Genomic DNA, 25,869 nt, shown 5'->3' with positions numbered 1-25,869 from the left:
GGCAGGCGGACCGGTATTCGACATCTCCAAGGTTCGTGATGTGAGCCCCGAAGCACGCGCGGCGGAGCACTGGCAGACTTATGTGTCGCGACTTGAGGCCCAACCGGGAATCATCGTCGCCCAACAAAGGGCGAGTGGCGGGCATTTCTATATCTCCGGCCTGAGAGACCCGCAGGCCGCCGACCCGCAGGCTCTGCTGTCCGGAACAGGGGTTGATCCTGCTCGCGTCCATTCGCAGTGGCAATTCTATCAGAGCCTTGATCCGAAGTTCGTGCTGAAGCGGCTGGAGGCGTCGCTTGCTCCGCCGAAATCGGTTCGGCTTACGATCATCCAGGATCGCATCGTTGCCATGGGTGAGGCTCCTGCCGCCTGGATAGATCGGGCGCGGGTCGCCGCCCAACAACTGGCCGCGGACGGACTCTCTCTAGAAATTTCCGAGCTGCGCGAGGTGACCCCTCAGGAACTCACGCATTTGAGGGAGGCTATTCAAGCGGTCGACATTTTCTTCGATTCTGGCAAGGCTGTACCGGGACCAGAGCAACTGCCAGTTCTCGACCAATTGGCGAATCAATTGAAGGAATTGGCCAAGGACGCCCGCAAGGCAGGCGTAACAGCACAGTTCATGTTGACCGGCCATTCGGACGCCGTGGGCCGTGAGACGGCCAACGCGTCGATCAGCGCCGCCCGCGCCGAGACAGTTCGTGCGCTTCTCAAGAAGCGCGGCGTCGCTCCGGAATCGCTTTTGGTTCGCGGCGCGGGCACTTTTGAGCCGGCGGAGACTGAGAATAGCCGAACCGGGAGCTCCGCCAATCGCAGAGTTTCGGTTACGGTAAACTTCCACTAGGGCCCAGGTTATTGCAAAAAAAGATCTGCATGTTGGGCGGGTTCGCTGTCGGAAAGACGAGTCTGGTTCGCAGGTTTGTGCAAAGCATCTTTTCAGAAACCTACTTGACCACGGTGGGAGTGAAAATCGACAAGAAGAGTGTTGTACTGCCGGATAAAACCGTGGATCTGATTTTGTGGGATTTGGCCGGCGAAGACGATATCGGCTCATTCCGCGTCAGCTATGTGCGAGGTGCGAGCGGGCTCGTGCTTGTCGTCGATGGAACCCGCGCCGCTACTCTTGCCGTGGCGCTCACGCTGCGCGAGCGGGCCGAGGCCGAATTCGGCGCCATGCCGTTCGTATTACTGTTCAACAAATCCGATCTGGCCGATCGGTGGGCAATACCGGATAGTGAGATTAACGAACTGAGGCAACTTGGATGGCAAATCTATCTGACAAGCGCGCTTTCAGGTGAACATGTTGATGATGCATTTCGTCAGCTTGCTTCGATGGTCACCAAATAGACCATGCATGGATTGCCAAGAGAAGTCAGAAGCTGGATTTACGATTTCTTCTCCAACGAGCACTCTGTCGCATATCTGAAAATTGATGCCCAGCTTTGCATCGCTGAGAAGGGCGGCAGTGTTGAACATTACGGCCTATCATCACTTTGCATTGGCAAGCCCGTTGCCGAGCAGCTTGCGTTCATGGAAGGTTTGCTGCCTTGCCCGGAGCTTCCATATCATATGGCCATGGTCGAACTGCCCAGCGGGCGTGTCGCGGACCTTCATCTTTTTGCTGGCAATGCCTGCGTATGGCTGCTCTTTCTTGACGCCACTGCCGAACGCGACAACAGGCAGCGGCTTCAACAGAAGGCTTATGAAATGACACTCCTGCAAGAGAGGGAGCGTCAACTCAACGAAAAATTACAATTGACGAACGAGGCGTTGAGGCAGAGCCAAGAGGGATTGTCGCGTGAATACCAGCGCGCCGAAAGCCTGCTCCTCAACATTCTTCCGGCGTCGATCGCGGAGCGGTTAAAAGCGGACGAACAAATTGCAGACAACCACGCTGAGGTGAGTGTGCTTTTTGCCGACATCGTCGGCTTTACAGAAAGAGCGCGGAGCGTCGGAGCCGAGACGACGCTCGCTATGTTAAATTACTTCTTCAAGGCGGCGGATCTGCTCTCGGAACGATACGGCTGCGAAAAGATCAAGACAATCGGCGATTGTGTGATGGTGGTCGCTGGCCTGCCCGCCGCGCGATCCGATCATGCAAAAGCCCTTGCGCACTATGCACTTGAACTGCGGAAGGCGGTTAAGCTCGAACGCTTCGCGGGACAACCGCTAAGACTCAGGATTGGAATTCACTCAGGGCCAATCGTCGCGGGCGTCATAGGCAAAAGGCGGTTTGCCTATGACCTTTGGGGCGAGACCGTTAATCTCGCCGCACGTATTCAAACGTCAGCGGAGCCCGACGAAATCCGTATTTCGGATGCAACTCGCAAACTGCTTGGACCAAATTTTGCTTGCGACCCACTCGCGGAAACGGAATTGCGTGGTACAGGTCGTGTGCGAATGTGGCGGCTCCCGGCCTGATTTGCCGGGCTACTTCACGTCCGATTTAATAAACTGCTGCAGTTCCGGGGTCTTCGGCCTGCCGAAGAGGCCCCTCTTCCCAGATCTTTCCGTGATGCATGAAAATCGTTGTGGTCGCCACCCGGCGGGCAAAACCCATCTCGTGGGTGACGAGCAGCATGGTCATTCCGTTACGGGCGAGCGTTTCCAGCACGTTCAGCACCTCCTCGGTCAGTTCCGGATCGAGCGCCGACGTCACCTCGTCGAACAGCATCACCTTGGGACGCATGGCGAGCGAGCGGGCGATCGCCACGCGCTGCTGCTGGCCGCCGGAAAGCTGGTCGGGATAGGCGTCGAACTTCTCCGACAGGCCAACCATGCCGAGAACTTCCTCCGCAGTGGTTTTGGCTTCAGCTTTCGACACCAATTTGACGATCCGCGGCGCCAGCATGATGTTTTCGCCCACCGTCAGATGCGGAAAGAGATTGTAGCTTTGGAAGACGATGCCGACATCGGTGCGCAGCTTGCGCAACTCTTTCGGGTCTCGGCCAACGGCGTGGCCGGCAACTTCGATGCGGCCGGAATTGATCTTTTCCAGTCCGTTGATGCAGCGCAGAAGCGTGCTTTTTCCGGAACCGGAGCGGCCGATCAATGCAAACACATCGCCCCGATTGACGGACAGCGAGACGCCCTTGAGGACTTCGACAGCTCCGAAGCTCTTGTGGACATTATCAATAAGCACTTCCGGCATGGAGCCTCCTTTCCAGCAGACGCGACAGCTGGGACAACGGATAGCAGACGACAAAGTAGAGAGCCGCGACTGCGAGAAAAACGCGGAACGGCTGGAACGTCGCGTTGTTGATGAGTTGCCCGAGGCGGCGAGCGAGCCTTACGAAGCCGGCTGGGCGCGGGAAGCGATCATCTTCGTGCGCGCGCTGAGGTCGCCGGTCGGACGCGCTCCGACAGCCTGGGTCGAAATATCGCCCGACGGCATGCACTGGGTGCGCGAAGGCACAAGCCTGGAAATGCCAACCGCCAAGGACGGTGTTGCGGCTGCCCGTCTCGGCCATTTCGGCAACTGGCTGCGGCTCACCGCTCGTTTCGAAGAGGGTGCCGAAAGCACTGTTTTGGTTACGCTTCATCTCAAGGTGTGAGCCTGCTTCGTCTGAGGAGGCAGGCCTGTAGCCTATGCCTCTGTAGTGATCTCGCACCGGCCTCAAGGCGCGAGCAGCAAGACCCGCAATGGCTCACCTTTTTTGAATTCAAGGCGAGGAAGGTTGGTTAAACAGCTGACTTTTGCTGCTCGGCAAGACGCAGCAATTTTGCTAAGATCGGCTGTGGGAGGAGACGGGCATGCAATCGATGCCGATAGCCCATCCTGGCGTAGCCAAGACGACGGCCGACGCATCGCTTCCACTCGCCTATTCCACCGCGACGCTCTGCTGGCTCCTGTCCGCCGGCGTCTACATCGCAGCCAAGTGGGTCGCCCCCGAGATGCCGCCTTGGGCGCTCTGCTTCTGGCGGCTGGTGCTCGCCTGCGCGATCCTGCTGCCTATCGTCCATCATCATCATGGGGCGATGCTTGCACTGATCCAGTCCCGGGCGATCGAGGTGCTGGCCATCGGCGCCATCGGGCTGACCCTCTGTCAGGGCATGATCTACACGGGCCTCAATTACACCGACGCGACCACCGCCGGGATTATCATGGCGCTGTCGCCGATCATGACCATGGTGCTTGCCCGCTTCGTGCTCGGCGAGCCCCTCGGCATCTGGAAGGCACTTGGCGCGCTGCTCGCTCTGGTCGGGATGGTGGTGATCGTGGCGCGCGGCGACCTTGCCTCGCTGATGCGGCTCCAGTTCAATCCCGGCGAGTTGTGGATCGTCGGCAGCGCGTTTTGCTGGGGCCTCTACACCGTGCTGCTGCGTCGCGCCAAATTCGCCATCGAACTGCTGCCGACGGTAGTCCTGCTGCTGGGGGCCGGCGCGCTGGCCGCACTGCCCCTCTATCTCTGGGAGCTGTTTTCCGGCGAGCGTTCGGCGCTGCATGCGAACGGCCTTCTGGCACTCGCCTATGTCGCTGGCCCGGGCGGCGCTCTGATGTATTACCTCTACAACCGCAGTGTCGAGACGCTTGGCGCGGGGCGCGCCAGCATGCTGCTCTATCTGCAGACTGTTTTTGTCGCCGTGCTCGCTTACCTTTTCCTAGGCGAAAGCTTGCACGACTACGACCTCGCCGGCGCCGCCTTTATCGTCGCCGGCCTGCTGCTCGCCACCGCGATCAAGCCGAGGCAGCGCACGGTGCATGTGGCGTAGGGATACCTCTCCCGCTACGCCTCTCACCTTCTGAGATACAGCCATAGTGTCGTCGGCGCCAGGATCGCGGTCAGCGCCACCGGCGCGATCAGGGCGAAGACGACCTGACTGAGTGTCGCCCCGCCACCCATCAACCCGCGCAGCGCCGTCGTCATCAGCGACACCGGATTGACTTCGACGAAGGCCCGCAGCCAGTCCGGCATGGTCCCGGGGTCGACCATGATGTTTGAGGCGAAGACGAGCGGGAACAGGAAGGTAAAGCCGAGCGTCATCACTGTGGTTGGCGTGCGGATCAGCAGGCCGAGCACGATGAATACCCAGCCCATGCCGAACCCGATGGCGATCAGCATGGCGAAGGCGGCAAGCACGCCGAGGATGCCCGCCTCCGGCCGGTAGCCGAGGATCAGCCCGATGATGAGAATGATCGAGGCGGCAATCAAATGGCGCAGGATGTCGCCCACCATCAGACCGGCGAACGGAGAGAGCGACCAGATCGGCAGCGATCGGAAGCGGTCAAACAAGCCCTTGCCGAGGTCGGTCGACAATCCCATGCCCGAATAGACTGCGTTGAACACCACGGTCTGAACCAGGATGCCGGGCAGGAAGAACTGCAGGTATTCGCCAGGCGAACCGGCGAGCGCACCGCCGAAGACGAAGGTGAACAGCAGCGTGAACATGATCGGAGTCATCACCAGGTCGAAGAGTTGCTCCGGCACATGCTTGAATTTCAGCACCGCGCGCCATCCGAAGACCAGCGCGTTGGAAAGGGCTGATGGGGACCTCGGTCGGGCGACCCTTTGCAGCCGCTGCAGGGATGTCGTGTCGATCATGGCTTGTCGTCCTTCCGGCTTTCACCCAGGCTCGGCTGGCCCGTCAGCGCGAAGAAGACCTCCTCAAGGCTGGGTTGGCCCATGGAGAAATCCGACAGTTCGATGCCGGCAGCGACCAGATCGGCGAGCGCCTCGTTGGCGGCCTTCGCCGTGCCGGCAAGGACGGAGAGTTCGGCGCCCTCGGCACTGCGTTGGACAGGGTGCTCCAGCCGGCGTTCCAGGATCGACGCCGCCTGGTCCAGCCGCGCAACATCAGCGAGCGCGACATGGAGAAAACCGGAGCCGGTGGCCGCCTTCAATTCGCGGCTGGTGCCCTCGGCAATCTTCCTGCCGTGGTCGATGACGGCGATGCGTGCCGCGAGTTGATCGGCCTCTTCGAGATATTGCGTGGTGAGCAGGATGGTGACGCCGGCCTCTGCGAGGCCGCGGATCATGCCCCAGACATCCTTGCGGGCGTTCGGATCGAGGCCTGTGGTCGGCTCATCGAGGAACAGCACGCCCGGCGTGACGATCAGCGAGGCGGCTATGTCGAGCCGCCTTCGCATGCCACCCGAATAGTCCCTCACCTGCTTCGTCGCCGCTTCGGACAAGCCGAAAGCCGCGAGCAGGTCGTCCGCGCGGGCTTTCGCGGCGCGACCGCGAAAACCCCAGAGTCGGGCGAGCAGGACGAGGTTCTCCCGGCCCGTCAGGTCCTCGTCGAGCGAAGCGAACTGCCCGGTTATCGCGATTGCCGCACGGACCTCGTGCGGGGCCTGCACGAGATCGTGCCCCATCACGGTCGCGGAGCCGGCGTCGGGGCGCGACAGCGTCGCAAGCATCCGCATCAGCGTTGTCTTGCCGGCGCCGTTCGGACCCAGGATAGCGAAAATAATGCCGCGCGGCACATCGAGGTCGATACCATCGACGGCACGCAGCTTGCCGAAGGTTTTGACCAGGCCGCGGGCGGAAATGGCTGACTGGGCAAGGCCCGTGGCGGGCACACCCATAGGAGAAGTATCGTTCATGCAATCATCCGGCAGTCGCAAATGAAGGCCAGCCTCGGCGCAATGGCTGCGTCGCCAGTTCCTCTGCAGGCGCATGAGCTTACCGTCTGGCTTATCCTCATGCCAGAGGCTCCGACCATCTGCCTGGCCGCCGAACTGTAGCGCCGGTCAGACCATATGTCGGCTACGCCCTTGGGGTTTTCTCACTCGATCACGGCACAGGCCTGACGTTTTCCGGCATCACCGGCAGGCTGGCTTTTGTAGTCGTCCTGCCCACCATGGATCATCAATGCCTTGCCTCGTATCGCCGTTTCTCCACCATCCAGCTTGACCATGCTGTTGAAAACCTGAGCACGCAAAACGCCGTCGGCGCCGACCCGCTGATTTGGCATATCGCCCGCGTGCGGGCCTTTTCCGGCGAGATATCCATGTTCGGCATTCGTCGGATTGAAGTGTCCACCGGCCGAGTCATGGCCGGTCTGATGATCGCACTTTCCGGTCTCATGAACATGGAACGCAACCAATTCGCCCGCCGGCAGTCCCGTCACCTGCAACTCTATCAGCACACCCTGCGCCGTCTCGGTCAGCGTGGCCGTTCCATTCTTCTCGCCAGCCATGTTGACGAATTCGGCTTTCGCGGTCGCGGCGTCCTGCGCCGCTGCAGGCATCGCGACCGCCAGTGCCAACCCTGCTGTTGCAACCAATTTTCTCATCGACTCGGCCTCCGGTTGTCCAAGGCATCCAAACAACAATGGGGCCTCTTCGTTCCATTTGGGATTTGAGTTTTTGTCTCCGGCACGGCCGTCAGGGAATCGACGCCGACAACTTTTTCGATGTGCCTCAGTTACACCAATTCGAAAAGTTGCGCGGTTTGCCAGCCCGCCAGCAGTATGATGAGAGTGCCAACGAGCCTGAGAAGCGTCTTTTCTGCGATCGACTTCACCATCAATCCGGCCATCGGCGCTGCGATCACCCCGCCAAGGACCAAGCCGGCAACGGCGATCAGATTTTCTGCCAGCGCTCCTGCCTCCGCCCAATGGCCGGTCAATAACGCAAACAGGAAGGTCAGGGACACCGACAGCGTGGTAAGGAACTCGGTGGCATTTACCGTGCCAATCACGTAGCGGGGCGTCCCGCCAAAACCGAGAAGGCCCGTCGTCACGATGGGTCCCCATCCGCCACCCCCTGCCGCATCGAGAAATCCACCACCAAGCCCAAGCGGAGGCACCGCGGCTGCAGGGACCGGCTTGCTTGGTATCCGTCGGAAGGAACGGAACAGGAGCCAACCTCCGACGAGCGCAAGATATGTGGTCACATAAGGCTTCATGATGGCCCCCTCAAACGAGGTGAGCACAAAAGCGCCGAGAACGCCGCCGAGCACGCCAAACGGCATCAGCCGCCAGAAAAGCTTCCAGTCGATATTGCGGTGATAGAGGTGAGCCGAACCCGAGGCCGCCGTGGTAAACAGCTCGGCCGCGTGAACTGAAGCCGAAGCATGTGCAGGAGACACGCCGAACCCCAGTAGTGTTGTCGAGCAAATCACGCCGTAGGCCATGCCGAGAGCGCCGTCCACAGCCTGAGCTAAAAACCCTACGATCGCAAAAAGAAGGAATTCCTGCATCTGGCTCTCCAACAAGGCGCGGATGTACTCGATAAAAGAGGAACCCGCCGCCTACAACGCATGCAATCTTCATGCTTCCACAACTCACCAAACGCCTGGCATCGATAATGGGACGACGAACGGGAAACTGTCCACCCGCACCCTTCGAGCGATACAGCCTTCCACGGCGGCGCGTGGCGGTGCTTACTCACGACCAGTCGCGGCTCTCGACTGCCGTGATGGCTTTGTGTCGCGCTTTGGCGTCAGTTCCGCCCCGGTTTGGTCGTTCAATCGTTTCTTGAGGATGTCAATGAGGCTGACGGTGACCGCGATCACCGCAGGGCCGAGGACAAGCCCGGATGCTCCGAAAAGGACGATGCCCCCGATCGCGCCGATAAAGGCGACCACTGTGTGGAGCCGCAGCCGGCTCCCGACAAGCATCGGATAGAGCAGATTGTCGATGCCGGCGACGACGCCGCCGCCCCAGACGGTCAGGATCGCTGCGCTCGCCCAAGCCCCTTCCAGCGCGAGATAGATCGCTGCCGGCACCCAGACCAGGAATGCGCCAAGCACCGGCACGATGGCAAGAAGCCCCATTACCAGGCCCCAGAAGACCGGAGTCGGCAGGCCGAGCCACCAGAACATCAGACCGCCCAGCGTTCCTTGCACGACGGCGATGAGCACGGTGCCTATCAGGATCGCATGCACCGTCTCGGCAAGGCGGGACAGCAAATATGCCATCTCCGATGCGCGCAGCGGCGACAGACGCTCGATCCCGCGCAGGGCCGGTTCACGGTCCCGCAAGAAATAGAACAGCAGATAGAATGTCAGCACGAACATCACGGCCTGGTTGATCGAGCCGCGCAGCAGCGAGGCACCCCTACTGCCAAGCCGCTGTCGAGTGTGACGAAAATGGTCGGGACATTACGCGCTCAGTGGGCTGTTATGCCGGTGGGCGCGCCCGTCCGGGCTGCCAGCACCACGGCCTGCCGGGCGTGGGGGCTCCGACCTACGGCGGTTTTTACAGCTCGCTCGCGGCAGCGCAGCTTCACAGGGCGGCCAAAAAGAAAAAAGGCCGGACTGTTAAGGTCCGGCCAGGCATGAAGGTTCAAAACCTCCAGAGGGGAACGCGCCGGACGCAATGGGAGGAAAACATCCGACGCAATGCGCATATGGGTCGGCACGGATGACGTTTCAACGACATGGGCTGGGCCACATCAGCCGCCCTATAGAGCCACCCGGGCTCGGTGCTGCCACGAAACGAGCCCTGGCGTTCTCAGTCGATGTCGAAGGACACGCCTTGGGCCAGCGGCAGCGCCTTGGAATAGTTCACCGTGTTGGTGGCGCGCCGCATGTAAGCCTTCCAGGCGTCGGAACCGCTCTCGCGGCCGCCGCCGGTCTCCTTCTCGCCGCCGAAGGCGCCGCCGATCTCGGCCCCCGACGTGCCTATGTTGACGTTGGCGATGCCGCAGTCGGACCCGTCGACGCCGAGGAAGCGCTCGGATTCCTGCAGGTCGCGGGTGAAGATCGACGACGACAGCCCCGCTCCGACCGCATTGTGCTCGTCGAGCACGGCGTCGAAGTCCGAGTATTTCATCACGTAGAGGATCGGCGCGAAGGTCTCTTCCGTCACCGGCGAGACCTGCTTGGGCATCTCGATCAGCGCCGGACGAACGTAATAAGCGTCGGGAAGGCCGTTCTCGACTCGCACGCCGCCGGTGGCCTTGCCGCCTTGAGCGGCGGCTTCCTTCAACGCGTTCTGCATGCTGTCGAAGGCTGCCTTGTCGATCAACGGTCCGACCAGCGCTGATGTCTCCAGCGGATTGCCGACAGAGACGCTTTCATAGGCCTTTTTCAGGCGCGGAACGAGTTGGTCGTAGACGCTCTCATGCACGAACAGGCGCCTGAGCGTCGTGCAGCGCTGGCCGGCGGTGCCCATGGCGCCGAAGGCGATGGCGCGCAAGGCCATGTCGAGATCGGCCGTCGGGCAGACGATGCCGGCATTGTTGCCGCCGAGCTCCAGCACGGCGCGGGCAAAACGCTTCGCCAGCCGTGGACCGACATCCCTGCCCATGCGGGTCGAGCCGGTGGCCGAGACCAGCGGCACATCAGGATGATCGACCAGAATTTCGCCAACGGCGCGATCGCCGATCAACACCGAAATCAATCCTTCCGGAGCATCGCCGAAACGTTCTCCCGCACGCTTGAAGATCGCCTCGCAGGCGAGCGCCGTCAGCGGTGTCTTTTCCGACGGCTTCCAAACCACCGCGTCGCCGCAGACCAGCGCCAGCGCGGCGTTCCACGACCACACCGCGACCGGGAAGTTGAAGGCCGAAATCACGCCGACGACGCCCAGCGGGTGCCAGGTTTCCATCATGCGATGACCCGGGCGCTCGGTGGCGATGGTCAGGCCGTACAATTGCCGCGACAGGCCGACGGCGAAATCGCAGATGTCGATCATCTCCTGCACTTCGCCGAGCCCTTCGGACGGGATCTTGCCGACCTCGATCGACACCAGCCGGCCAAGCTCTGCCTTGTGCGCGCGCAGTTCCTCGCCTAGCAGCCGCACCAGCTCGCCGCGCTTCGGTGCCGGCATCAGCCGCCATGCCTGGAAGGCTTTATGCGCCCTTTCGATGGTCTCTGCCGCATCGGCCGGCGAGATCGTCTTCAGCGCGGCGATCTGCTCACCCGTCACCGGACTGCGCACGATGAGATCGCCGCCCGAAAGCGCAGCCTCGGCAACGCCCAGTTTCGCCAGCAGCCCGGCTATTTCCTTCGCAATCGTCATTTTCTTTCCCTTTCAGACCCGTCGCTCAATTATGCATGTCGCCCAAAAGCATGCCCTCGGGCCTGACCCCAAAGTGCGCAGCGGTTTTGGGACATGCACCCTTGCGCCATGCCGTCCCTGCACCGATCGGCACATCAGGCGCTGTCATGGCGTGGCATTACTCGTTTCAGGGAAAAATCGCCACCCCGGCATGGTCTAAGCCAAAGGCAGACCGTTGAACCAGCGAGTCGTCTCAGCGCGCTGCCTGCGCACCCCGCACGGCGCCTTCCTTCATCAGGCGGTCGATGTGCATGCGGATATGGGCGGCCTCGGCGGCCGTATTGGCAAGCGCAATGGCGCGGTCGAAGGCGATTCGCGCCTCCTCACCACGACCGAGCTGCATCAGCAGGCCACCCCTAAGGCCGAAGAAGTGGAAATAGCCGGAAAGCCTTTGTTCCAACGGCTCGATCATGGCAAGTGCGGCTTCCGGCCCGCGCACCTTGGCGACCGCGACGGCGCGATTGAGCGTCACCACCGGCGACGGCTGCATCTGCTCGAGCAGGCTGTAGAGCAGCTCGATCTCGTTCCAGTCCGTGTCCTCGGGCCTTTCCGCGCGCGCATGCAGGGCGGCGATCGCCGCTTGCACCTGGTAGGGACCGGGCTTGTGGTGGCGCAGCGCTTTGTCGACCAGCGCCAGCCCCTCGTCGATCATCTTGCGGCTCCACAGGCTGCGGTCCTGGTCTTCGAGCAGCACGATGTCGCCGTTCTCGTCGAAACGCGCCGGCGCACGCGCATGCTGAAGCAGCAAGAGCGCCGTCAGGCCCATGATCTCCGGCTCGGTCTGGAACAGCCTCAGCAGCAGCCGGGCCAGCCGGATCGCCTCTTCGCAGAGCGGCGCGCGCGCCGGTGCCTCGCCGCTGTTGGTCGAATAGCCCTCGTTGAAGATCAGGTAGACCATGGCGGCGACGGCGGCGAGCCGCTCGGAGCGCTCGACCGCGCCGGGCGTCTCGAACGGCACGCCGGCATCGGCGATGCGCGCCTTGGCACGGGTGATGCGCTGCTCCATGGCGCTTTCACCGACGAGAAAGGCGCGGGCAATCTGCTTGACGCTCAGGCCTGAAACGATGCGCAATGCCACGGCGATCTGCTGCGTCGCCGGCAGGTCGGGATGGCAGCAGATGAACAGCAGCCGCAATATGTCGTCGCGGTAGTGCGCGCCGTCCAGCCGTTCGGCGATATCGGTCTCGGCATCTTCCAGATCGGAGATCTGGTGCTCTTCCGGCAGCGGCGCCTGTTTGGCACGCTTGCGCACCGCGTCGATGCCGCTGTTGCGGCCAACAAAGATCAGCCAGGCCGCCGGATCGCGCGGCGGGCCGTTTGTCGGCCAGTTCTTCAAAGCTCGCAGGCAAGCGTCCTGGAAAGCTTCCTCCGCCGCGTCGAGATCGCGGAAGTAGCGCAACAGCGCGCCCATCGCCTGTGGGCGGGCGGTGCTGATCGCTGTGCTGATCCAGGTAAGGTCGGTCATGCTGAAACCTTGGCGGGATTGAAGAGCGAAACCGGCCGTATCTCGTAGGAGCCGCCGCTCGGGTTGACCTCGGAAAGCTCGCGCGCAAAGTCGACGGCCTCATCGAGATCGGCGCATTCGAGCGTGTAGAAGCCGAGGAACTGTTCCTTGGTCTCGGCAAACGGGCCATCGATGACGACCGATTCGCCCTTGACCTTTCTCAGCGTTGTCGCAGCGGTCGTCGGCAGCAGCCGCGCCACCGGGCCAAGCCGGCCGGCCCGAGCGTATTTTTCCTGCACGCCCAGGAGTTTTTCCATGACGGCATCGTCCTGTTCCTTGCTCCACGAGCAGACGACGTCTTCGGAGGCATAGCAGAGGATTGCGTAGAGCATGGGTGTGTCCTTTTCTCTGTCAAAGGACGAAACAGTAGGACCGATCCCGACACAACGTCGATAAAAAAATCACGTCCTGCCAGCACAATGAAGGCCTTTGGTTGCTCTGGTCGGTTCAGCTTTCCTGCGCCTTCAGCCATCTCAGAACGACGGCTTCTTCATCATCAAGGCCGGCTATCGATCGCTTCCGCTTGTTCGCATCCGCCATTTCGCCGAGCAGCCGACCTTCGGACCAGGCTTCGAAAACCTGTGGGTGGATATAACAGCTGCGGCAGATGGCGCGCGTGTTGCCCAGCCGCTCGGCCACCTTGTCGATGACGCCGTTCATCACCCGCTTCTGTTGTGCCTGGCTTTCGGGTCGTTCGGTTTGCGCAAACAACGACGCCGCATGGATGGTGCCGCCCCAGGTTCGGAAATGCTTCGAGCTGAAATCTGCCCCTGCCGTCTCCCTAATATAGCGGTTGACGTCGTCGGAGCGGATTGGTCGCCTGCTTCCGTCCTCGTCGAGATACTGGAACAGCTTCTGGCCCGGCAGATCCTGCGCCCCGCGCACGATCCTGGCGATCCGGCGATCGACGAGCTTCAGCTTCCATTCCTTGCCGGACTTGCCCTTGAAAGCGAAACGCAGGCTCGAGCCTTTGATGTCGACATGGCGGTCGCGCAGCGTGGTCAGCCCAAAGCTGTTGTTGTCGCGGGCGTAGGCGGCATTGCCGACGCGAATCATCGTGTTGTCGAGCAGCCAGACCACAGCGGCGACAACGCGTTCCAAGGGCAGGCCGTGACGGCGCAGATCGGCGTCGATCTGGCGTCGCAGTTCAGGCAGACTCTCTGCAAAGGCAACCAGGCTCGAATATTTGACGCCGTCGCGCTCCTCGGCCCATTGCGGATGATAGCGATATTGCTTGCGTCCGCGCTGGTCTCGGCCTGTCGCCTGGATGTGACCGTTGGCATCCGGCGCGATCCACACATCCGTCCACGCCGGTGGGATGGCGAGCGCCTTGATGCGGGCCATGGTGTTCTCGTCGACGCCCTGCCCGTCAGGTCCTTTGTATGAAAATCCCCTGCCGGTCCTGAAACGGCGGATACCGGGCTCGGTATCGGTGACATAGGTGAGCGAGGCTCGATCGGCCGAGGCCTCTCCGCCATTCTTCGGCGCCCCGTTTTTTGGTGCACCCTCCTTGGCAGCCGACCGGCCAGTCGACGATCCGGATTTGTCCAGCATGTCCTCTCCACGAGAAATTTTCCCGTAGATAAGCGCAGGAACGGCTGCTGGTTCCGCGTGTGGCTTTCAGAATGATGTCAGCGCACCGCATGTGCGTTCGACGGGCCGTCTCTCTGTCTACGTTCGGCGCCTACAAATCGATCGCAGCCTCGCTTGCCGTCATGCCTTTTCCAGCACGACCGGAATGACGTCGACCGCCTGCTCGCCGACCTGTCCGCCCGTCGTCTTCAGGACGCCGACGATCGGCGCTACATCCGAATAGTCGCGGCCGTGGCCAACGGTGATGTGGTCATTGCTTGCCCGCATGCCGTTGGTTGGATCGAATTCCTGCCATCCGGTGTCGCGCCCGCACCACACCTTGACCCAGGCATGCATGGCGTCGGCCCCTTCCAATCGCGGTTTTCCGCGCGGCGGAATGGTGCGCAGGAAGCCGCTGACATAGCCGGCGGGGATACCGAGGCCGCGCAGGCCGGCGATCATGATGTGCGAAAAATCCTGGCAGACGCCCCGCTTCAGGCTGAAAGCATCGCTCGCCCGGGTCTGCACCGTGGTCGCCTCGCCATCGTAGGTGAAATCGCGATGAATGCGATTGCACAGGTCCATGGCGGTACCGACGACAGAACTGCCGGCACTGCTCCGCGCATACCCCGTGATATCAGCGTCAATGCCGACATGGTCGCTGGCGGCCAGAAAGTGATGCGGTGTATCAGGCGACAGCGACCGCACCGCTTCGAGTTGGCTCCGCAGCCGGCGAATGTCGGGCGACACGTCAAGCCCGGGTTCCGGCCGCGAGACGGCGACGCGCGCGCTCATCCTGATGTCGAGCGCATCATGGGCATCGCGAAAGGCGATCGACGTGACATTGTTGCCGAAGAAATCGGAAAAGTCGGAGCGTTCGCTCGGCGCCGGCGCGAAGGACAGCGAAGCGGCGATCACCCGCTGCACGCCCGATATCGTCGGCGGCAGCACGCGCACCTGATGGCGGCCGCCGCCGGCTGCAGCATCATAGTCGTAACGCAGATTGAGTCTGATGTCGTAGAGCATGCCAGCCTCCGGGTCCCGTCCTTAGCCGAAATAGGCCTTACCCGAAATAGCCCTTGGCGAGGCTGTTGTAGAGGCCGCCGATCTCGGTGGCGAGATCGTCCAGGGCCTTCGCCGTCATGTCCGAGGGCTCCTTGATGGCGATTGCCGTATTGAGCTGCAGTATCTCTTTCGCCGCCGGGGACATATGCCCCTCGCCACCGACAGCAGGCAACAGCGCGATCTCGGCCTTCAGCCGCTCGAGCTGGAACAGGATGGAGCGCGGGTTGAGCGGATCGAGCACCAGGAGGTCGATCACCGTGCGCCTGCCGGCCTGCACCGGATACTGCCGCCGGTGGGTCATCACGCTGTCGCCGATCTCCAGCATCATGTCGAGCGCGCCTTCGGGCGCCGCAGCCCCGGTCAGCCGGGCAAGCGTGCGGGCGATCTGGATGCCGCGTTCCAGCCGCCGGCCGATCTCCAGGAAGCGCCAGCCGGTGAAGCGGTACATGTTCTCATGCAGCAGGCCGGAAAACCCGGCGAGCTTGCGCAGGATGACCGTCATCGCCCGCGTCGCATCATCGCCCGGCGCCACCGTTGTCGCGAATTGATGGATGGTCTTCGACAGATCGTTCAGCGCCAGCCAGCCGTCGGGCGAGAAGCGGTCGCGGATCTGCCCGGCGCTGTAAACGGCGCTGTCCAGCGTTGCGATCAGCCCCGGCGGGATCGCCGCTGCGACGTCGATGCCGAACGGTTCGAGATGGTCTCTGATATCGGCAAGCAAAGGCATGTCCGGGTCGGACGCCTCGGCCAGCCGCACGTGATAGGCGCGCAGGATGCGCACCGTGTCTTCCGATCGCTCGATATAGCGGCCGAGCCATGTCAGGTTTTCCGCAGCGCGGCTGGGCAGGCTGCCTGGCGAGGTGCGGATGAAACTGTCGTGCTCCTGCGGCAGCAGCGTCTCGCGCTCCACCGGCCTGTCGCTGACCACCCATACATCCGCCGCCTGGCCGCCGCGCTGCATGGCGATAGCCGTCGGATCGAGCGAAAAGCCAACACGGGCAAAGCCGCCGGGCATCACCGTCCAGCCTTCCGGCGTTCGCGCCAGATAGACGCGCAAGGCTGCCGGCCGCGGCTCCAGCCGGCCGCCGACATGGACCGGCGTGGTCGAAAGCGTCACTGCTTCCTGTCCGACGAAGGCGCCGCCGTCGCGTTCGATCCGGGCTATCAGTTCGGCCCGTTCCCCGGCAACCAGCGCCGAGCCCAGCCTGGTGCAATCGTCATCCTCGAAGGCAAGCCGCGTCGACAGCGCCGGGCCGATCACCATGCGGTCGAGGTTGGCCAGCACATGGTCACGATCCTTGTCCCGCCCGCACCACCATGTCGCGACGCTTGGCAAGAGAAGCTCCTCGTTGCGCAATTCGCGCGAAATTTTTGGCAGGAAGGCGAACAGCGCCCGCGTTTCCATTAGCCCGGAGCCGAGCGCGTTGACGGCTGAAACAGCCCCCCGGCGGATCGCCTCGACCAGCCCTGGCGTGCCGATCTGCGAATCCGGTCGCAGTTCCAGCGGATCGGCGAAGGCGGCGTCGAGCCGTCGCCACAGCACGCTGACCGGCGCCAGCCCGGAAACCGTGCGCACCATCAATCGACCGCCGGAGACGGTCAGATCCTCGCCTTCGAGCAGCATGATGCCGAGATAGCGGGCGATATAGGCATGCTCGTAATAGGTTTCGTTGAGTGGCCCCGGCGTCAGGATGGCGACACGGCCGCCTGATGCCTTGGCCATGCGGTTAAGCGCGTCGCGAAAGCGACGGAAGAAGCCGGCAAGGCGGTGCACATGCATCTCGCCATAGATGTCGGACAGCGCACGCGTGGTGGCGACGCGGTTTTCCAGCGCAAAGCCGGCGCCTGACGGCGCCTGCGTGCGGTCGCCCAGCACCCACCAGCGGCCATCCGGTCCACGGCCGAGCTCGAAAGCGCAGAAATGCAGGAAATGGCCGCTGGCCGGTCTGGTGCCGACGACGGGGCGCAAATATTCCGGGCTGGCCGCGATCAGCCCCGCCGGCAGGATGCCTTTCTCGACCAGGCGGTTCGGCCCGTAGATATCGGCAATCGTTTCCTCGAACAGCTCGGCCCGCTGGACCAGGCCGGCACTGATCGCGGCCCATTCCTGCTCCTCTATCAGGAGAGGCACATGCGCCAGCGGCCATTCGCGCTCATGGGCGCCGGCCTGATCGTAGAGACGGTAATAGACGCCGGCGTCGCGCAGATACTGGTCGGCGCGGGCGAAGCGCTGGGCGAGCTTTTCAGGCCCCAGATCTTCCAGCGCCTCGATGAACTCCTTCCAGACCGGACGGGGATTGCCTGATGCATCGACCATCTCGTCGACGACGCCGTCGATCGGCTGGTAGTGCTCCAGCAAATTATGCGGCCTGCCGCGTATTTCCTGGTGATTCCCCTTTGCCATGGCTGATCAGAGTCTTGCAGGCCGCCGCAGGTCAAGGGTCATCGGGAAATCCTCAGAGGCTTGTTCGCCGCGCAGCACGTAGGCGGACGGCGTATGGCCGCGCGGCTCGAAGCGGGCGAGCCGCCGCGCCTCCGCTTCGTTGCCGTTGACCGGGAAAGTGTCGTAGCTGCGCCCGCCGGGATGCGCGACATGGTAGACGCAGCCGCCGACCGCCCGGCCCGACCAGCGATCATAGATGTCGAAGACCAGCGGCGTGTTGACCGGCAGTGCTGGATGCAGCCCCGATGACGGCTGCCAGGCCTTGAAGCGGACGCCGGCCACCGCGATCTCTCTGGAGTCGGTCACCTTCATCGGCACGATGCGGCCGTTGCAGACGACCGCATGACGTTCCGGATTGAGCCCTTCGGTCTTCACCTGCAGCCGCTCGACCGAGGAATCGACGAAGCGCACGGTGCCGCCGATCGCGCCCTGCTCGCCCATGACATGCCACGGCTCCAGCGCCTGCCGCAGCTCCAGCTTGATGCCGGCATGCTGGACTTCGCCGCAGAACGGGAAGCGGAATTCAAGCTGCGCGTCGAACCATTCGGGACGGAACTCGAAGCCGTTCAGCTTGAGGTCGTCAAGCACGTCGAGAAAGTCAGCCCATACATAATGCGGCAGCATGAAACGGTCATGCAGTGACGTGCCCCAGCGCACGAAGCGGCCATCGAGCGGGTTCTTCCATGCGCGGGCGATGATGGCGCGCACCAGCAATTGCTGCGCCAGGCTCATGCGCGCATTGGGCGGCATCTCGAAGCCGCGGAACTCGACCAACCCCAGCCGGCCGGTCGGGCCGTCGGGCGAAAACAGCTTGTCGATGCAGATTTCCGAACGGTGGGTGTTCCCCGTCACGTCGGTCAACAGGTTACGGAACAGCCGGTCGACCAGCCACGGCAACGGGGCGCTGCCACTGTCCGGATGCGGCACCTGCGCCATGGCGATCTCAAGCTCGTACAGCGAATCGTGGCGCGCCTCGTCGAAACGCGGCGCCTGGCTGGTCGGGCCGATGAACAGGCCTGAGAACAGATAGGACAGCGACGGACGGCGCTGCCATTGCAGGACAAGGCTCTTCAGCAAATCGGGGCGGCGCAGGAACGGACTGTCGTTGGGTGTTGCGCCGCCGACGACGACATGATTGCCGCCGCCGGTGCCGGTATGACGGCCGTCGATCATGAACTTGTCGGCGCCAAGCCGCGTCTGCCGCGCCTCCTCGTAGATCGCTGTGGTCGTCGCCACGCAGTCCTGCCAGTTCGCAGCCGGATGGATGTTCACCTCGATGACGCCGGGATCCGGAGCCACGCGGATGACGTTGAGGCGCGGGTCGTGTGGCGGACCGTAGCCCTCGATATGCACCGGCAGGCCGATAGCCTTTGCCGCGTTCTCGGCCGCCGCGACAAGTTCGAGATAATCTTCCAGCGCCTCGACCGGCGGCATGAATACACAAAGCCGTCCGTCGCGCGGCTCGACCGACAGCGCGGTGCGCACCGCGCCACCGATCTCGGTAATCTCCTGTTCGACACGGTCCTGCTGGCCGGTCGCTGCGGTGAAGGACGCCGCCTGCTGGCGGCGCGCCATTTCGTCAGCGCCTTCAAGTTCGGCCGGGGCAGCCTCCGGCAAAGAAGCGGCTTCAGGCAAAATAGCCTCGCGCGCCGGCAATGGTCCGCGCGGCAGCGAAGGATCGACCGGCACGATGTAGGGGAACTGCGCCGGCGGCACATGGGGAAGCGTGCCGAGCGGCAGGCGGTAGCCGACCGGTGAATCGCCCGGCACCAGGAACAGCCTGCCGCGCCGCGTCTTCCACTTCTCCGAACGCCAGCGCGGTCCCGACGCCTGGCTGTTCCAGCGCTGGACAGGCAGTACATAGCCCGACGGCTTGGTCAGGCCGCGTTCGAACACCCGCGCCATGCGGCTGCGCTCCTCGGGGTCGTCCAGCTTCGAATTGGACGGATCGACATTGTCCGGCAGCTTGCCTTCCTTGAGCAGCCACTCAGCCGGGTCCTCATAGGCTTCGCTGACCATTGACTTGTCGATGCCGAGTTCATCGGCAATCGCCGTCAGCAGGCTTTCAGCCTGCTTCGGCCCGACATCTGCTTCGCTGTTCTCCCGCGCGATCAGCGACGGGTCGCTCCACACCGGCTCGCCGTCGGCGCGCCAGTACAGCGAGAAGGTCCAGCGCGGCAGGCTTTCGCCCGGATACCACTTGCCCTGCCCGTAGTGCAGGAAGCCGCCCGGCGCGAAACGCTCACGCAGCCGGCGGATCAGCGCATCGGCCTTTTCGCGTTTTGTCGGGCCGACGGCGGCGGTGTTCCACTCCTCCGCCTCGAAATCATCGATCGACACGAAGGTCGGCTCGCCACCCATGGTCAGCCGCACGTCCCCGGCTTCGAGCGCGGCGTCGACCTGCCTGCCCAATGCGTCAAGCGCCTGCCAGCTTTCGTCGGAGAATGGCTTGGTGATGCGGGGGTGCTCGGCGATGCGGTCGACCCGCATGTCGAAGCCGAACTCGACATTGGCGAAGCTCGCCATGCCGGAAATAGGCGCGGCGTTGCGGAAATGCGGCGTGGCCGCCAGCGGCACATGGCTTTCGCCGGTGAGCAGGCCGGAGGTCGGGTCGAAGCCGATCCAGCCGGCCCCCGGCAGATAGACCTCGCACCAGGCATGAAGATCGGTGAAGTCGACGGCGGTGCCGGGCGGTCCGTCAAGCGCGACGAGGTCGGGCTTCAACTGGATCAGGTAGCCGGAAACGAAGCGCGCGGCGATGCCGAGGTTCCTCAGGATCTGTACCAGCAGCCAGCTCGTATCGCGGCACGAGCCTTTCTTGGCGGCCAGCGTTTCCTCCGGCGAAAAAACGCCGGTTTCCATGCGCACGATATAGGCGACCTCGCGCTGCAGGCGGGCATTGAGGTCGACGACGAAATTGACGGTATTGGTTGGGTGGCGATCGATGGTTTGCAGGAACGCCGACAGCAGCGGTCCAGCCGGTTCCGGCGTCCGGTAGATGGCGAGATCGTCGCTGATCTCTTCCGGGTATTCGAACGGCAAGGTCTCGGCCGCCGGCTCGACGAAAAAATCGAATGGGTTGTAGACCGTCATGTCGGCGACGAGGTCGACCTCGATCTTCAGTTCCGTCACCGGTTCCGGAAACACGAAGCGCGCCAGGAAATTGCCGTAGGGATCCTGCTGCAGATTGACGAAGTGGTTCGCCGGCCCGACCTTCAACGAATGGCTGAGCACCTTGGTGCGGGAATGCGGCGCCGGCTGCAGCCTGATGATCTGCGGGCCGAGGACGACCGGCCGGTCATATATGTAATGGGTCAGGTGGTAGACGGCTGCCAGAATTGCCATGGGACCCCGAAAGTCGGCGTTTCAAACGAACTCGCCGAACCCTGACACAAATGCTGGCCATTCTCCAAGCAGAGATGTTGCGGTGCAACTAATTTAAGCAGCGTTGCTGGCCTCGGGGCCGGCTTAGAAAAACGCCTGCAATTCGGTCTGCGCCCGTCCGAGGATCAGCGCATGCACGTCATGCGTGCCCTCATAGGTGTTGACCGTTTCCAGGTTCTGCGCATGGCGCATGACGTGGTAGCCGATCTGGATGCCGTTGCCGCCATGCATGTCGCGGGCCTGGCGGGCGATGTCGAGCGCCTTGCCGCAATTGTTGCGCTTGACGATCGAGATCATCTCGGGCGCCATCTTGCCCTCATCCATCAGCCGCCCGACCCGCAAGCTGCCCTGCAGCCCCAGCGCGATCTCGGTCTGCATATCGGCGAGCTTCTTCTGGAACAGCTGCGTGCCGGCCAGCGGCTTGCCGAACTGCTTGCGGTCGAGGCCATATTGGCGGGCCCGGTGCCAGCAATCTTCCGCCGCGCCCATCGCCCCCCAGGAAATGCCGTAGCGCGCCCGGTTGAGGCAGCCGAACGGCCCCTTCAGGCCCGACACGTCAGGCAGCAGCGCGTCCTCACCGACCTCGACGCATTCCATCACCACTTCGCCGGTGATCGACGCGCGGAGACTGAGTTTGCCGTCGATCTTTGGCGCCGACAGCCCCTTCATGCCTTTTTCCAGCACGAAGCCGCGAATCTCGCCGTCATGCGCGCCCCCACTCTTGTCGGACAACTTTGCCCAGACGACGAACACGTCGGCGATCGGCGCGTTCGATATCCACATTTTCGAGCCGGAGATCCTGTAGCCGTTCGCCGTCTTCTCGGCCCGCGTCTTCATGCCGCCAGGGTCGGAACCGGCATCCGGCTCGGTCAGCCCGAAGCAGCCGATCCATTCGCCTGACGCCAGCTTCGGCAGGTATTTTTTGCGCTGCGCCTCCGAGCCATAGGCATGGATCGGATACATCACCAGCGACGACTGCACGCTCATCATCGAGCGATAGCCAGAATCGATGCGCTCGACTTCGCGCGCCACCAGGCCATAGGTGACGTAGTTGGCGCCGAGCCCGCCATATTCTTCCGGAATGGTGATGCCGAGCAGACCCGCTTCGCCCATCTCGCGAAAGATCCCGGCATCGGTCTTTTCCTCGAGATAGGCTTCCTCGATCCTGGGGGCGAGCTTGTCGGCGGCGAATGCCGCTGCGCCATCGCGCACCATCCGCTCGTCTTCCGACAGCTGGTCCTCGATCAGGAAAGGATCATCCCAGACGAATGCGCTCTTGTCGGCGGCCATGGCCTCGGTCTCCCAACTCTTGCATGTCGCCCAAAAGCTTGCCCTCGGGCCTTACCCGAAGGTGTCCGGCGGTTTGGGATAACGACATGCACAAACAACATGAATTGGGCGGCTTATCGGCTTCCGGTTCGAAAAAATCAAACGAAATTGCTTCGCCAACCAATGAGCGTTAGTAATGAATCATGAACGTGCAGCGCCGCCTTTTGCCTGGTATCAGCGCCCTTGCCGCCTTCGAGGCGGTGGCCCGGCTGGGCAGCTTCACCGCCGCCGCAAGGGAGCTCGATCTGACCCAGGGCGCCGTCAGCCGCCAGATCAGACTTTTGGAGGACCAGTTCGGCCGCCAGCTGTTCGAACGCGACAGCCGCAATGTCAGGCTGTCGACGGCCGGTGAGATCTATGCCGAAGCCGTGCGCGCCGCCTTGGGTCAATTGCGCGACGCAGCGCTTGGATTGATGAGCAATCGGCATAGTGGCATCTTGAACCTTGCGATCCTGCCGACCTTCGGCACACGCTGGCTGATGCCGCTCATCCCGGATTTCGTCGAAAGCAACCCTGATATCACCATCAATTTCGTCACCCGCATCGGCCGTTTCGACTTCGCCCGCGAGAGGCTCGACGCCGCCATCCATTACGGCCTGCCCGACTGGCCCGGTGCCGACTCGACGCTGCTGGTGCGCGAGACAGTGGCGCCGGTTGTCTCGCCCGAATTTCTGGCCGGCCGCGCCATTGCCACGCCTGCCGATATCGGCCGCCTGCCACTGCTGCATATGGCGACGCGGCCCGGCGCATGGACCGAGTGGTTCGAGCATCAGGGATTGAGCGTACCGACCGGGCCCGGCATGCAGTTCGAGCAATTCGGCACCGCCGCCCAGGCCTGCATGGCCGGGCTCGGCGTGGCGCTGCTGCCGCAGGTCCTCATCTCAGGCGAATTGCAACGGGGCCAGTTGGTGCCGGCGCCGGGCCGGCCGATGCAGAGCCGCAGCGCCTATTACCTCGTCGTGCCGCATGACAAGCGCGGCCATCCGCCGGTCGCCAGTTTTCGCGACTGGCTGCTGCGCCATGTGCCGCCGGAGAAGTAGCTACTTACGCTTCAACGCATCGGCCAACGCGGCGCCGAACGCCCCTTGTTGCACCGGGCGCTCCGGCTGGCGCTGCGGCGCCGGCGCTCGGGGCGCCGGTCTGTTGCCATTGTCGCGCGGCTTCGGTGTACCGCCGTCACCTTCCCTGCGCATCGACAGGCCGATGCGCTTGCGCTTGATGTCGACCTCGACGACACGCACCTTGACCACGTCGCCGGCTTTCACCACCTCATGCGCATCCTTGACGAAACGGTCGGCCAGTTGCGACACGTGCACAAGTCCATCCTGGTGCACGCCGATATCGACGAAGGCGCCGAACGCGGCGACATTGGTGACGGTGCCTTCCAGCAGCATGCCTGGCTTCAAATCCTTGATGTCGTCGACGCCGTCGGCGAAGGTCGCGGTCTTGAAGCCGGGGCGCGGATCGCGGCCGGGCTTTTCCAGTTCCGCCAGGATATCGCGCACCGTCGGCAGGCCGAACCGCTCATCGACGAACACACGCGGATCGAGCGCCTTGAGAGCGGCACTGTCGCCCATCAGCGAGCGGAGGTCGCGTCCGCAGGCCGCAACGATTTTTTTCGCCACGCCATAGGCTTCCGGATGCACGGCCGAGGCATCGAGCGGTTCGGTGCCGTTGGCAATGCGCAGGAAGCCGGCGCATTGCTCGAAGGCCCGGGGTCCAAGGCGCGAGACCTTCAACAGGTCACGTCGGCTGGCGAAGGGACCCGCCGCGTCACGGTGCGCAATGATCGCCTCGGCCAGCGATGCGCCAAGACCCGAAACCCGCGCCAAAAGCGGCGCCGAGGCGGTGTTGAGGTCGACGCCGACGGCATTGACCGCGTCCTCGACCACCGCTTCCAGCGAGCGGCCGAGCCGGTACTGGTCGACGTCGTGCTGGTATTGGCCGACGCCGATCGACTTCGGCTCGATCTTGACCAGTTCGGCCAGCGGATCCTGCAGCCGCCGCGCGATCGACACCGCGCCGCGCAGTGACACGTCGAGGCCGGGGAATTCCGCCGCTGCTGTTGCCGAGGCGGAATAGACCGAGGCGCCCGCCTCGCTGACGATCACCTTGAGCGGCTTCGGCCCGGACTCGGCAGGCATGTCGGCCAGCATGTCTGCGACCAGCCTTTCCGTCTCGCGGCTGCCGGTGCCGTTGCCGATGGAAATCAACTCGACCTTGTGCAGGCGGATGAGTTTTGCCAGTTCGGCCTGCGTGCCGCGCACGTCATTCCTTGGCGGAAACGGATAGACCGTCGTCGTCGCCAGCAGCTTGCCGGTGCCGTCCACCACCGCCACCTTGACGCCGGTGCGGATGCCGGGGTCGAGCCCCATCGTGGCGCGCGAGCCGGCCGGGGCAGCGAGCAGCAAGTCCTTCAGATTGCGGGCGAAGACATGGATCGCCTCCTCCTCGGCCCGCTCGCGCAGATCCCGCATCAAATCGAGCGTCAGATGCAGCGACAGCTTTACGCGCCAGGTCCAGCCCGCCACCTCCATCAGCCAGCGGTCGCCCGGCAACTGGCGGCCAATGGCGTAGGCATCGGCGATCATCCGCTCGACCGGCTTCACCGGCGACGCGTCGTCGGCATCGACTTCGATATCAAGCGACAGCACCTCTTCGTTGCGGCCGCGCAGCATCGCCAGGGCGCGATGGCTCGGCACATTGGCCCAGCGCTCGACATGCTCGAAATAGTCGGAGAATTTCGCGCCGGCTTCCTGCTTGCCGTCGACGACGCGCGACCGCATGAAGGCGCGTTCCTTCATGTAGCTCCGCAGCCTGCCGACCAGATCGGCATTCTCGGTGAACTGCTCGGATAGGATGTCGCGCGCGCCCTCGAGCGCCGCCTTGGCGTCGGCCACCTCTTCAGTGATGTAGGCCAGCGCCAGTTCGCTGGGCGCCGCCGCGCGGTCGGCAAGGATGGCCTCGGCCAGCGGTCCCAGCCCACGCTCGCGCGCGATCTCGGCCTTGGTCCGGCGCTTCGGCTTGTAGGGCAGATAGATGTCTTCGAGTTCCGCCTTGGTGACGGCCGCCGCGATCTTGGTTTCAAGCTCTTCGGTCAGCTTGCCCTGCTCGCGGATGGAACCGAGAATGGTGTCGCGGCGCGCATCGAGCTCGCGCAGATAGGCTAGGCGCTCGGCCAGCAGGCGCAGCTGCGTGTCGTCCAGACCGCCGGTGACCTCCTTGCGGTAGCGCGCCACGAACGGCACTGTCGCGCCTTCGTCCAGCAGTCCGATCGCCGCCGCGGCCTGTTCGGGCCGGGCCGCGATCTCGGCTGCGATGATTGTTGCGATGCGCTCGGATGCCATGTCGTTCCTGCTGTCCTGTCGAAAAGAGCGGCGACCATAGGCGCAGAGCGTCGCTCCGCCAACCGCGGCGTTTTCAACCGCCGGATAGTTCCACAGGAAAGTACGTGGAAATTCGCATGGCAGAATGCGCCCACGCCTGGATTTGCCCGTGCCCTTCAGACGTGCGCGCTGCCCCTCATTGCCCTGCCGGGCATTTCTCCCCGTATAGTGACGGGGAGAAAGACGCCTTCGCAATGGGTTTCGCCAACGACCAGCGTTGCAAAAAATAGCGC

The 25,869-nt window shown here is 63.3% G+C and carries 19 protein-coding genes and 3 pseudogenes; 6 read left to right on the top strand and 16 right to left on the bottom strand.

Annotated features, from left to right (window positions below):
- From AC0L2Z_RS08700 to AC0L2Z_RS08690, 3 genes are all read left to right on the top strand, one after another.
- On the top strand, nt 1–844 hold an 844-nt coding region (locus tag AC0L2Z_RS08700), incomplete at its 5' end, for an OmpA family protein (RefSeq protein ID WP_473627548.1).
- 29 nt (nt 845–873) lie between these two features.
- Nucleotides 874–1,347 (top strand): Rab family GTPase, encoded by a 474-nt coding sequence (locus tag AC0L2Z_RS08695; RefSeq protein WP_036262255.1) that lies wholly within the window; start codon nt 874–876, stop codon nt 1,345–1,347.
- 3 nt (nt 1,348–1,350) lie between these two features.
- Nucleotides 1,351–2,421: an adenylate/guanylate cyclase domain-containing protein gene (locus AC0L2Z_RS08690; protein ID WP_473627546.1), complete on the top strand. Its 1,071-nt coding sequence runs from the start codon at nt 1,351–1,353 to the stop codon at nt 2,419–2,421.
- Between the two features lie 9 nt (nt 2,422–2,430).
- Here the strand turns inward: AC0L2Z_RS08690 and AC0L2Z_RS08685 are convergent.
- Together AC0L2Z_RS08685 and AC0L2Z_RS08680 are read right to left on the bottom strand one after the other, a co-directional pair.
- A pseudogene (locus tag AC0L2Z_RS08685) lies at nt 2,431–3,151 on the bottom strand (amino acid ABC transporter ATP-binding protein).
- Nucleotides 3,132–3,299: pseudogene (locus AC0L2Z_RS08680) on the bottom strand (amino acid ABC transporter permease); the annotation flags it as partial. The pseudogenes AC0L2Z_RS08680 and AC0L2Z_RS08685, both read right to left, overlap by 20 nt.
- On the opposite strand from AC0L2Z_RS08680, the gene AC0L2Z_RS08675 reads away from it, so the two are divergent.
- Both AC0L2Z_RS08675 and AC0L2Z_RS08670 read left to right on the top strand, forming a co-directional pair.
- Complete coding sequence (locus AC0L2Z_RS08675) at nt 3,267–3,554, top strand: hypothetical protein (protein ID WP_329608250.1); 288 nt, start codon at nt 3,267–3,269, stop codon at nt 3,552–3,554. The pseudogene AC0L2Z_RS08680 and the gene AC0L2Z_RS08675 overlap by 33 nt on opposite strands.
- A gap of 199 nt (nt 3,555–3,753) precedes the next feature.
- Nucleotides 3,754–4,713, top strand: coding sequence for a DMT family transporter (locus AC0L2Z_RS08670; RefSeq protein WP_473627544.1), 960 nt, complete (start codon nt 3,754–3,756; stop codon nt 4,711–4,713).
- Nucleotides 4,714–4,736: 23 nt separating this feature from the next.
- On the opposite strand, the gene AC0L2Z_RS08665 is transcribed toward AC0L2Z_RS08670, so the two are convergent.
- The 13 genes and pseudogenes from AC0L2Z_RS08665 to AC0L2Z_RS08605 all read right to left on the bottom strand — a co-directional run bounded on the left by AC0L2Z_RS08665 (nt 4,737) and on the right by AC0L2Z_RS08605 (nt 22,211).
- A complete protein-coding gene (locus tag AC0L2Z_RS08665; RefSeq protein ID WP_473627542.1) occupies nt 4,737–5,543 on the bottom strand; it encodes an ABC transporter permease in 807 nt (268 codons plus the stop codon).
- Nucleotides 5,540–6,547, bottom strand: a complete 1,008-nt coding sequence (locus AC0L2Z_RS08660) for an ATP-binding cassette domain-containing protein (RefSeq protein ID WP_473627541.1) — start codon at nt 6,545–6,547, stop codon at nt 5,540–5,542. Before AC0L2Z_RS08660 ends, AC0L2Z_RS08665 begins: the two co-directional genes overlap by 4 nt.
- A 182-nt stretch (nt 6,548–6,729) precedes the next feature.
- On the bottom strand, nt 6,730–7,239 hold the full coding sequence (locus tag AC0L2Z_RS08655) for a superoxide dismutase family protein (RefSeq protein WP_027153182.1): 510 nt from the start codon (nt 7,237–7,239) through the stop codon (nt 6,730–6,732).
- 131 nt (nt 7,240–7,370) lie between these two features.
- Nucleotides 7,371–8,147, bottom strand: coding sequence for a sulfite exporter TauE/SafE family protein (locus tag AC0L2Z_RS08650; RefSeq protein WP_023798004.1), 777 nt, complete (start codon nt 8,145–8,147; stop codon nt 7,371–7,373).
- 183 nt (nt 8,148–8,330) lie between these two features.
- Nucleotides 8,331–9,017 (bottom strand): annotated as a pseudogene (locus tag AC0L2Z_RS08645) (AI-2E family transporter); the annotation flags it as partial.
- A gap of 385 nt (nt 9,018–9,402) precedes the next feature.
- Nucleotides 9,403–10,914, bottom strand: coding sequence for an L-piperidine-6-carboxylate dehydrogenase (gene amaB, locus AC0L2Z_RS08640; RefSeq protein WP_473627539.1), 1,512 nt, complete (start codon nt 10,912–10,914; stop codon nt 9,403–9,405).
- A gap of 232 nt (nt 10,915–11,146) precedes the next feature.
- Nucleotides 11,147–12,418: an RNA polymerase sigma factor gene (locus AC0L2Z_RS08635; protein ID WP_473627537.1), complete on the bottom strand. Its 1,272-nt coding sequence runs from the start codon at nt 12,416–12,418 to the stop codon at nt 11,147–11,149.
- The gene (locus AC0L2Z_RS08630) at nt 12,415–12,789 is read right to left on the bottom strand and encodes a YciI family protein (RefSeq protein WP_027153193.1); all 375 of its coding nucleotides are present in this window, start codon (nt 12,787–12,789) and stop codon (nt 12,415–12,417) included. The genes AC0L2Z_RS08635 and AC0L2Z_RS08630 overlap by 4 nt, the downstream gene beginning before the upstream one ends.
- 115 nt (nt 12,790–12,904) lie before the next feature.
- The gene (locus AC0L2Z_RS08625) at nt 12,905–14,011 is read right to left on the bottom strand and encodes a DNA topoisomerase IB (protein ID WP_473627535.1); all 1,107 of its coding nucleotides are present in this window, start codon (nt 14,009–14,011) and stop codon (nt 12,905–12,907) included.
- A 159-nt stretch (nt 14,012–14,170) separates the two neighbouring features.
- The gene (locus AC0L2Z_RS08620) at nt 14,171–15,055 is read right to left on the bottom strand and encodes a transglutaminase family protein (RefSeq protein WP_023798010.1); all 885 of its coding nucleotides are present in this window, start codon (nt 15,053–15,055) and stop codon (nt 14,171–14,173) included.
- A gap of 37 nt (nt 15,056–15,092) precedes the next feature.
- Nucleotides 15,093–17,498 carry a circularly permuted type 2 ATP-grasp protein gene (locus AC0L2Z_RS08615; protein WP_473627534.1) on the bottom strand — a complete coding sequence of 802 codons (2,406 nt, stop codon included), beginning with the start codon at nt 17,496–17,498 and terminating at the stop codon, nt 15,093–15,095.
- 6 nt (nt 17,499–17,504) lie between these two features.
- Complete coding sequence (locus AC0L2Z_RS08610) at nt 17,505–20,882, bottom strand: transglutaminase family protein (protein WP_473627532.1); 3,378 nt, start codon at nt 20,880–20,882, stop codon at nt 17,505–17,507.
- A gap of 123 nt (nt 20,883–21,005) precedes the next feature.
- Nucleotides 21,006–22,211: an acyl-CoA dehydrogenase gene (locus tag AC0L2Z_RS08605; protein ID WP_473627531.1), complete on the bottom strand. Its 1,206-nt coding sequence runs from the start codon at nt 22,209–22,211 to the stop codon at nt 21,006–21,008.
- A gap of 182 nt (nt 22,212–22,393) precedes the next feature.
- On the opposite strand from AC0L2Z_RS08605, the gene AC0L2Z_RS08600 reads away from it, so the two are divergent.
- Entirely contained in the window at nt 22,394–23,290 is an 897-nt protein-coding gene (locus AC0L2Z_RS08600) for a LysR family transcriptional regulator (RefSeq protein ID WP_473627529.1), read from the top strand.
- Here AC0L2Z_RS08600 and AC0L2Z_RS08595 read toward each other — a convergent pair whose 3' ends face one another.
- Nucleotides 23,291–25,597: a Tex family protein gene (locus AC0L2Z_RS08595; protein WP_473627528.1), complete on the bottom strand. Its 2,307-nt coding sequence runs from the start codon at nt 25,595–25,597 to the stop codon at nt 23,291–23,293.
- Nucleotides 25,598–25,869 lie beyond the last annotated feature (272 nt).

The sequence above is a fragment of the Mesorhizobium sp. WSM4850 genome, from assembly GCF_055811735.1.
This window is presented reverse-complemented; position numbering and strand designations above follow the sequence as displayed.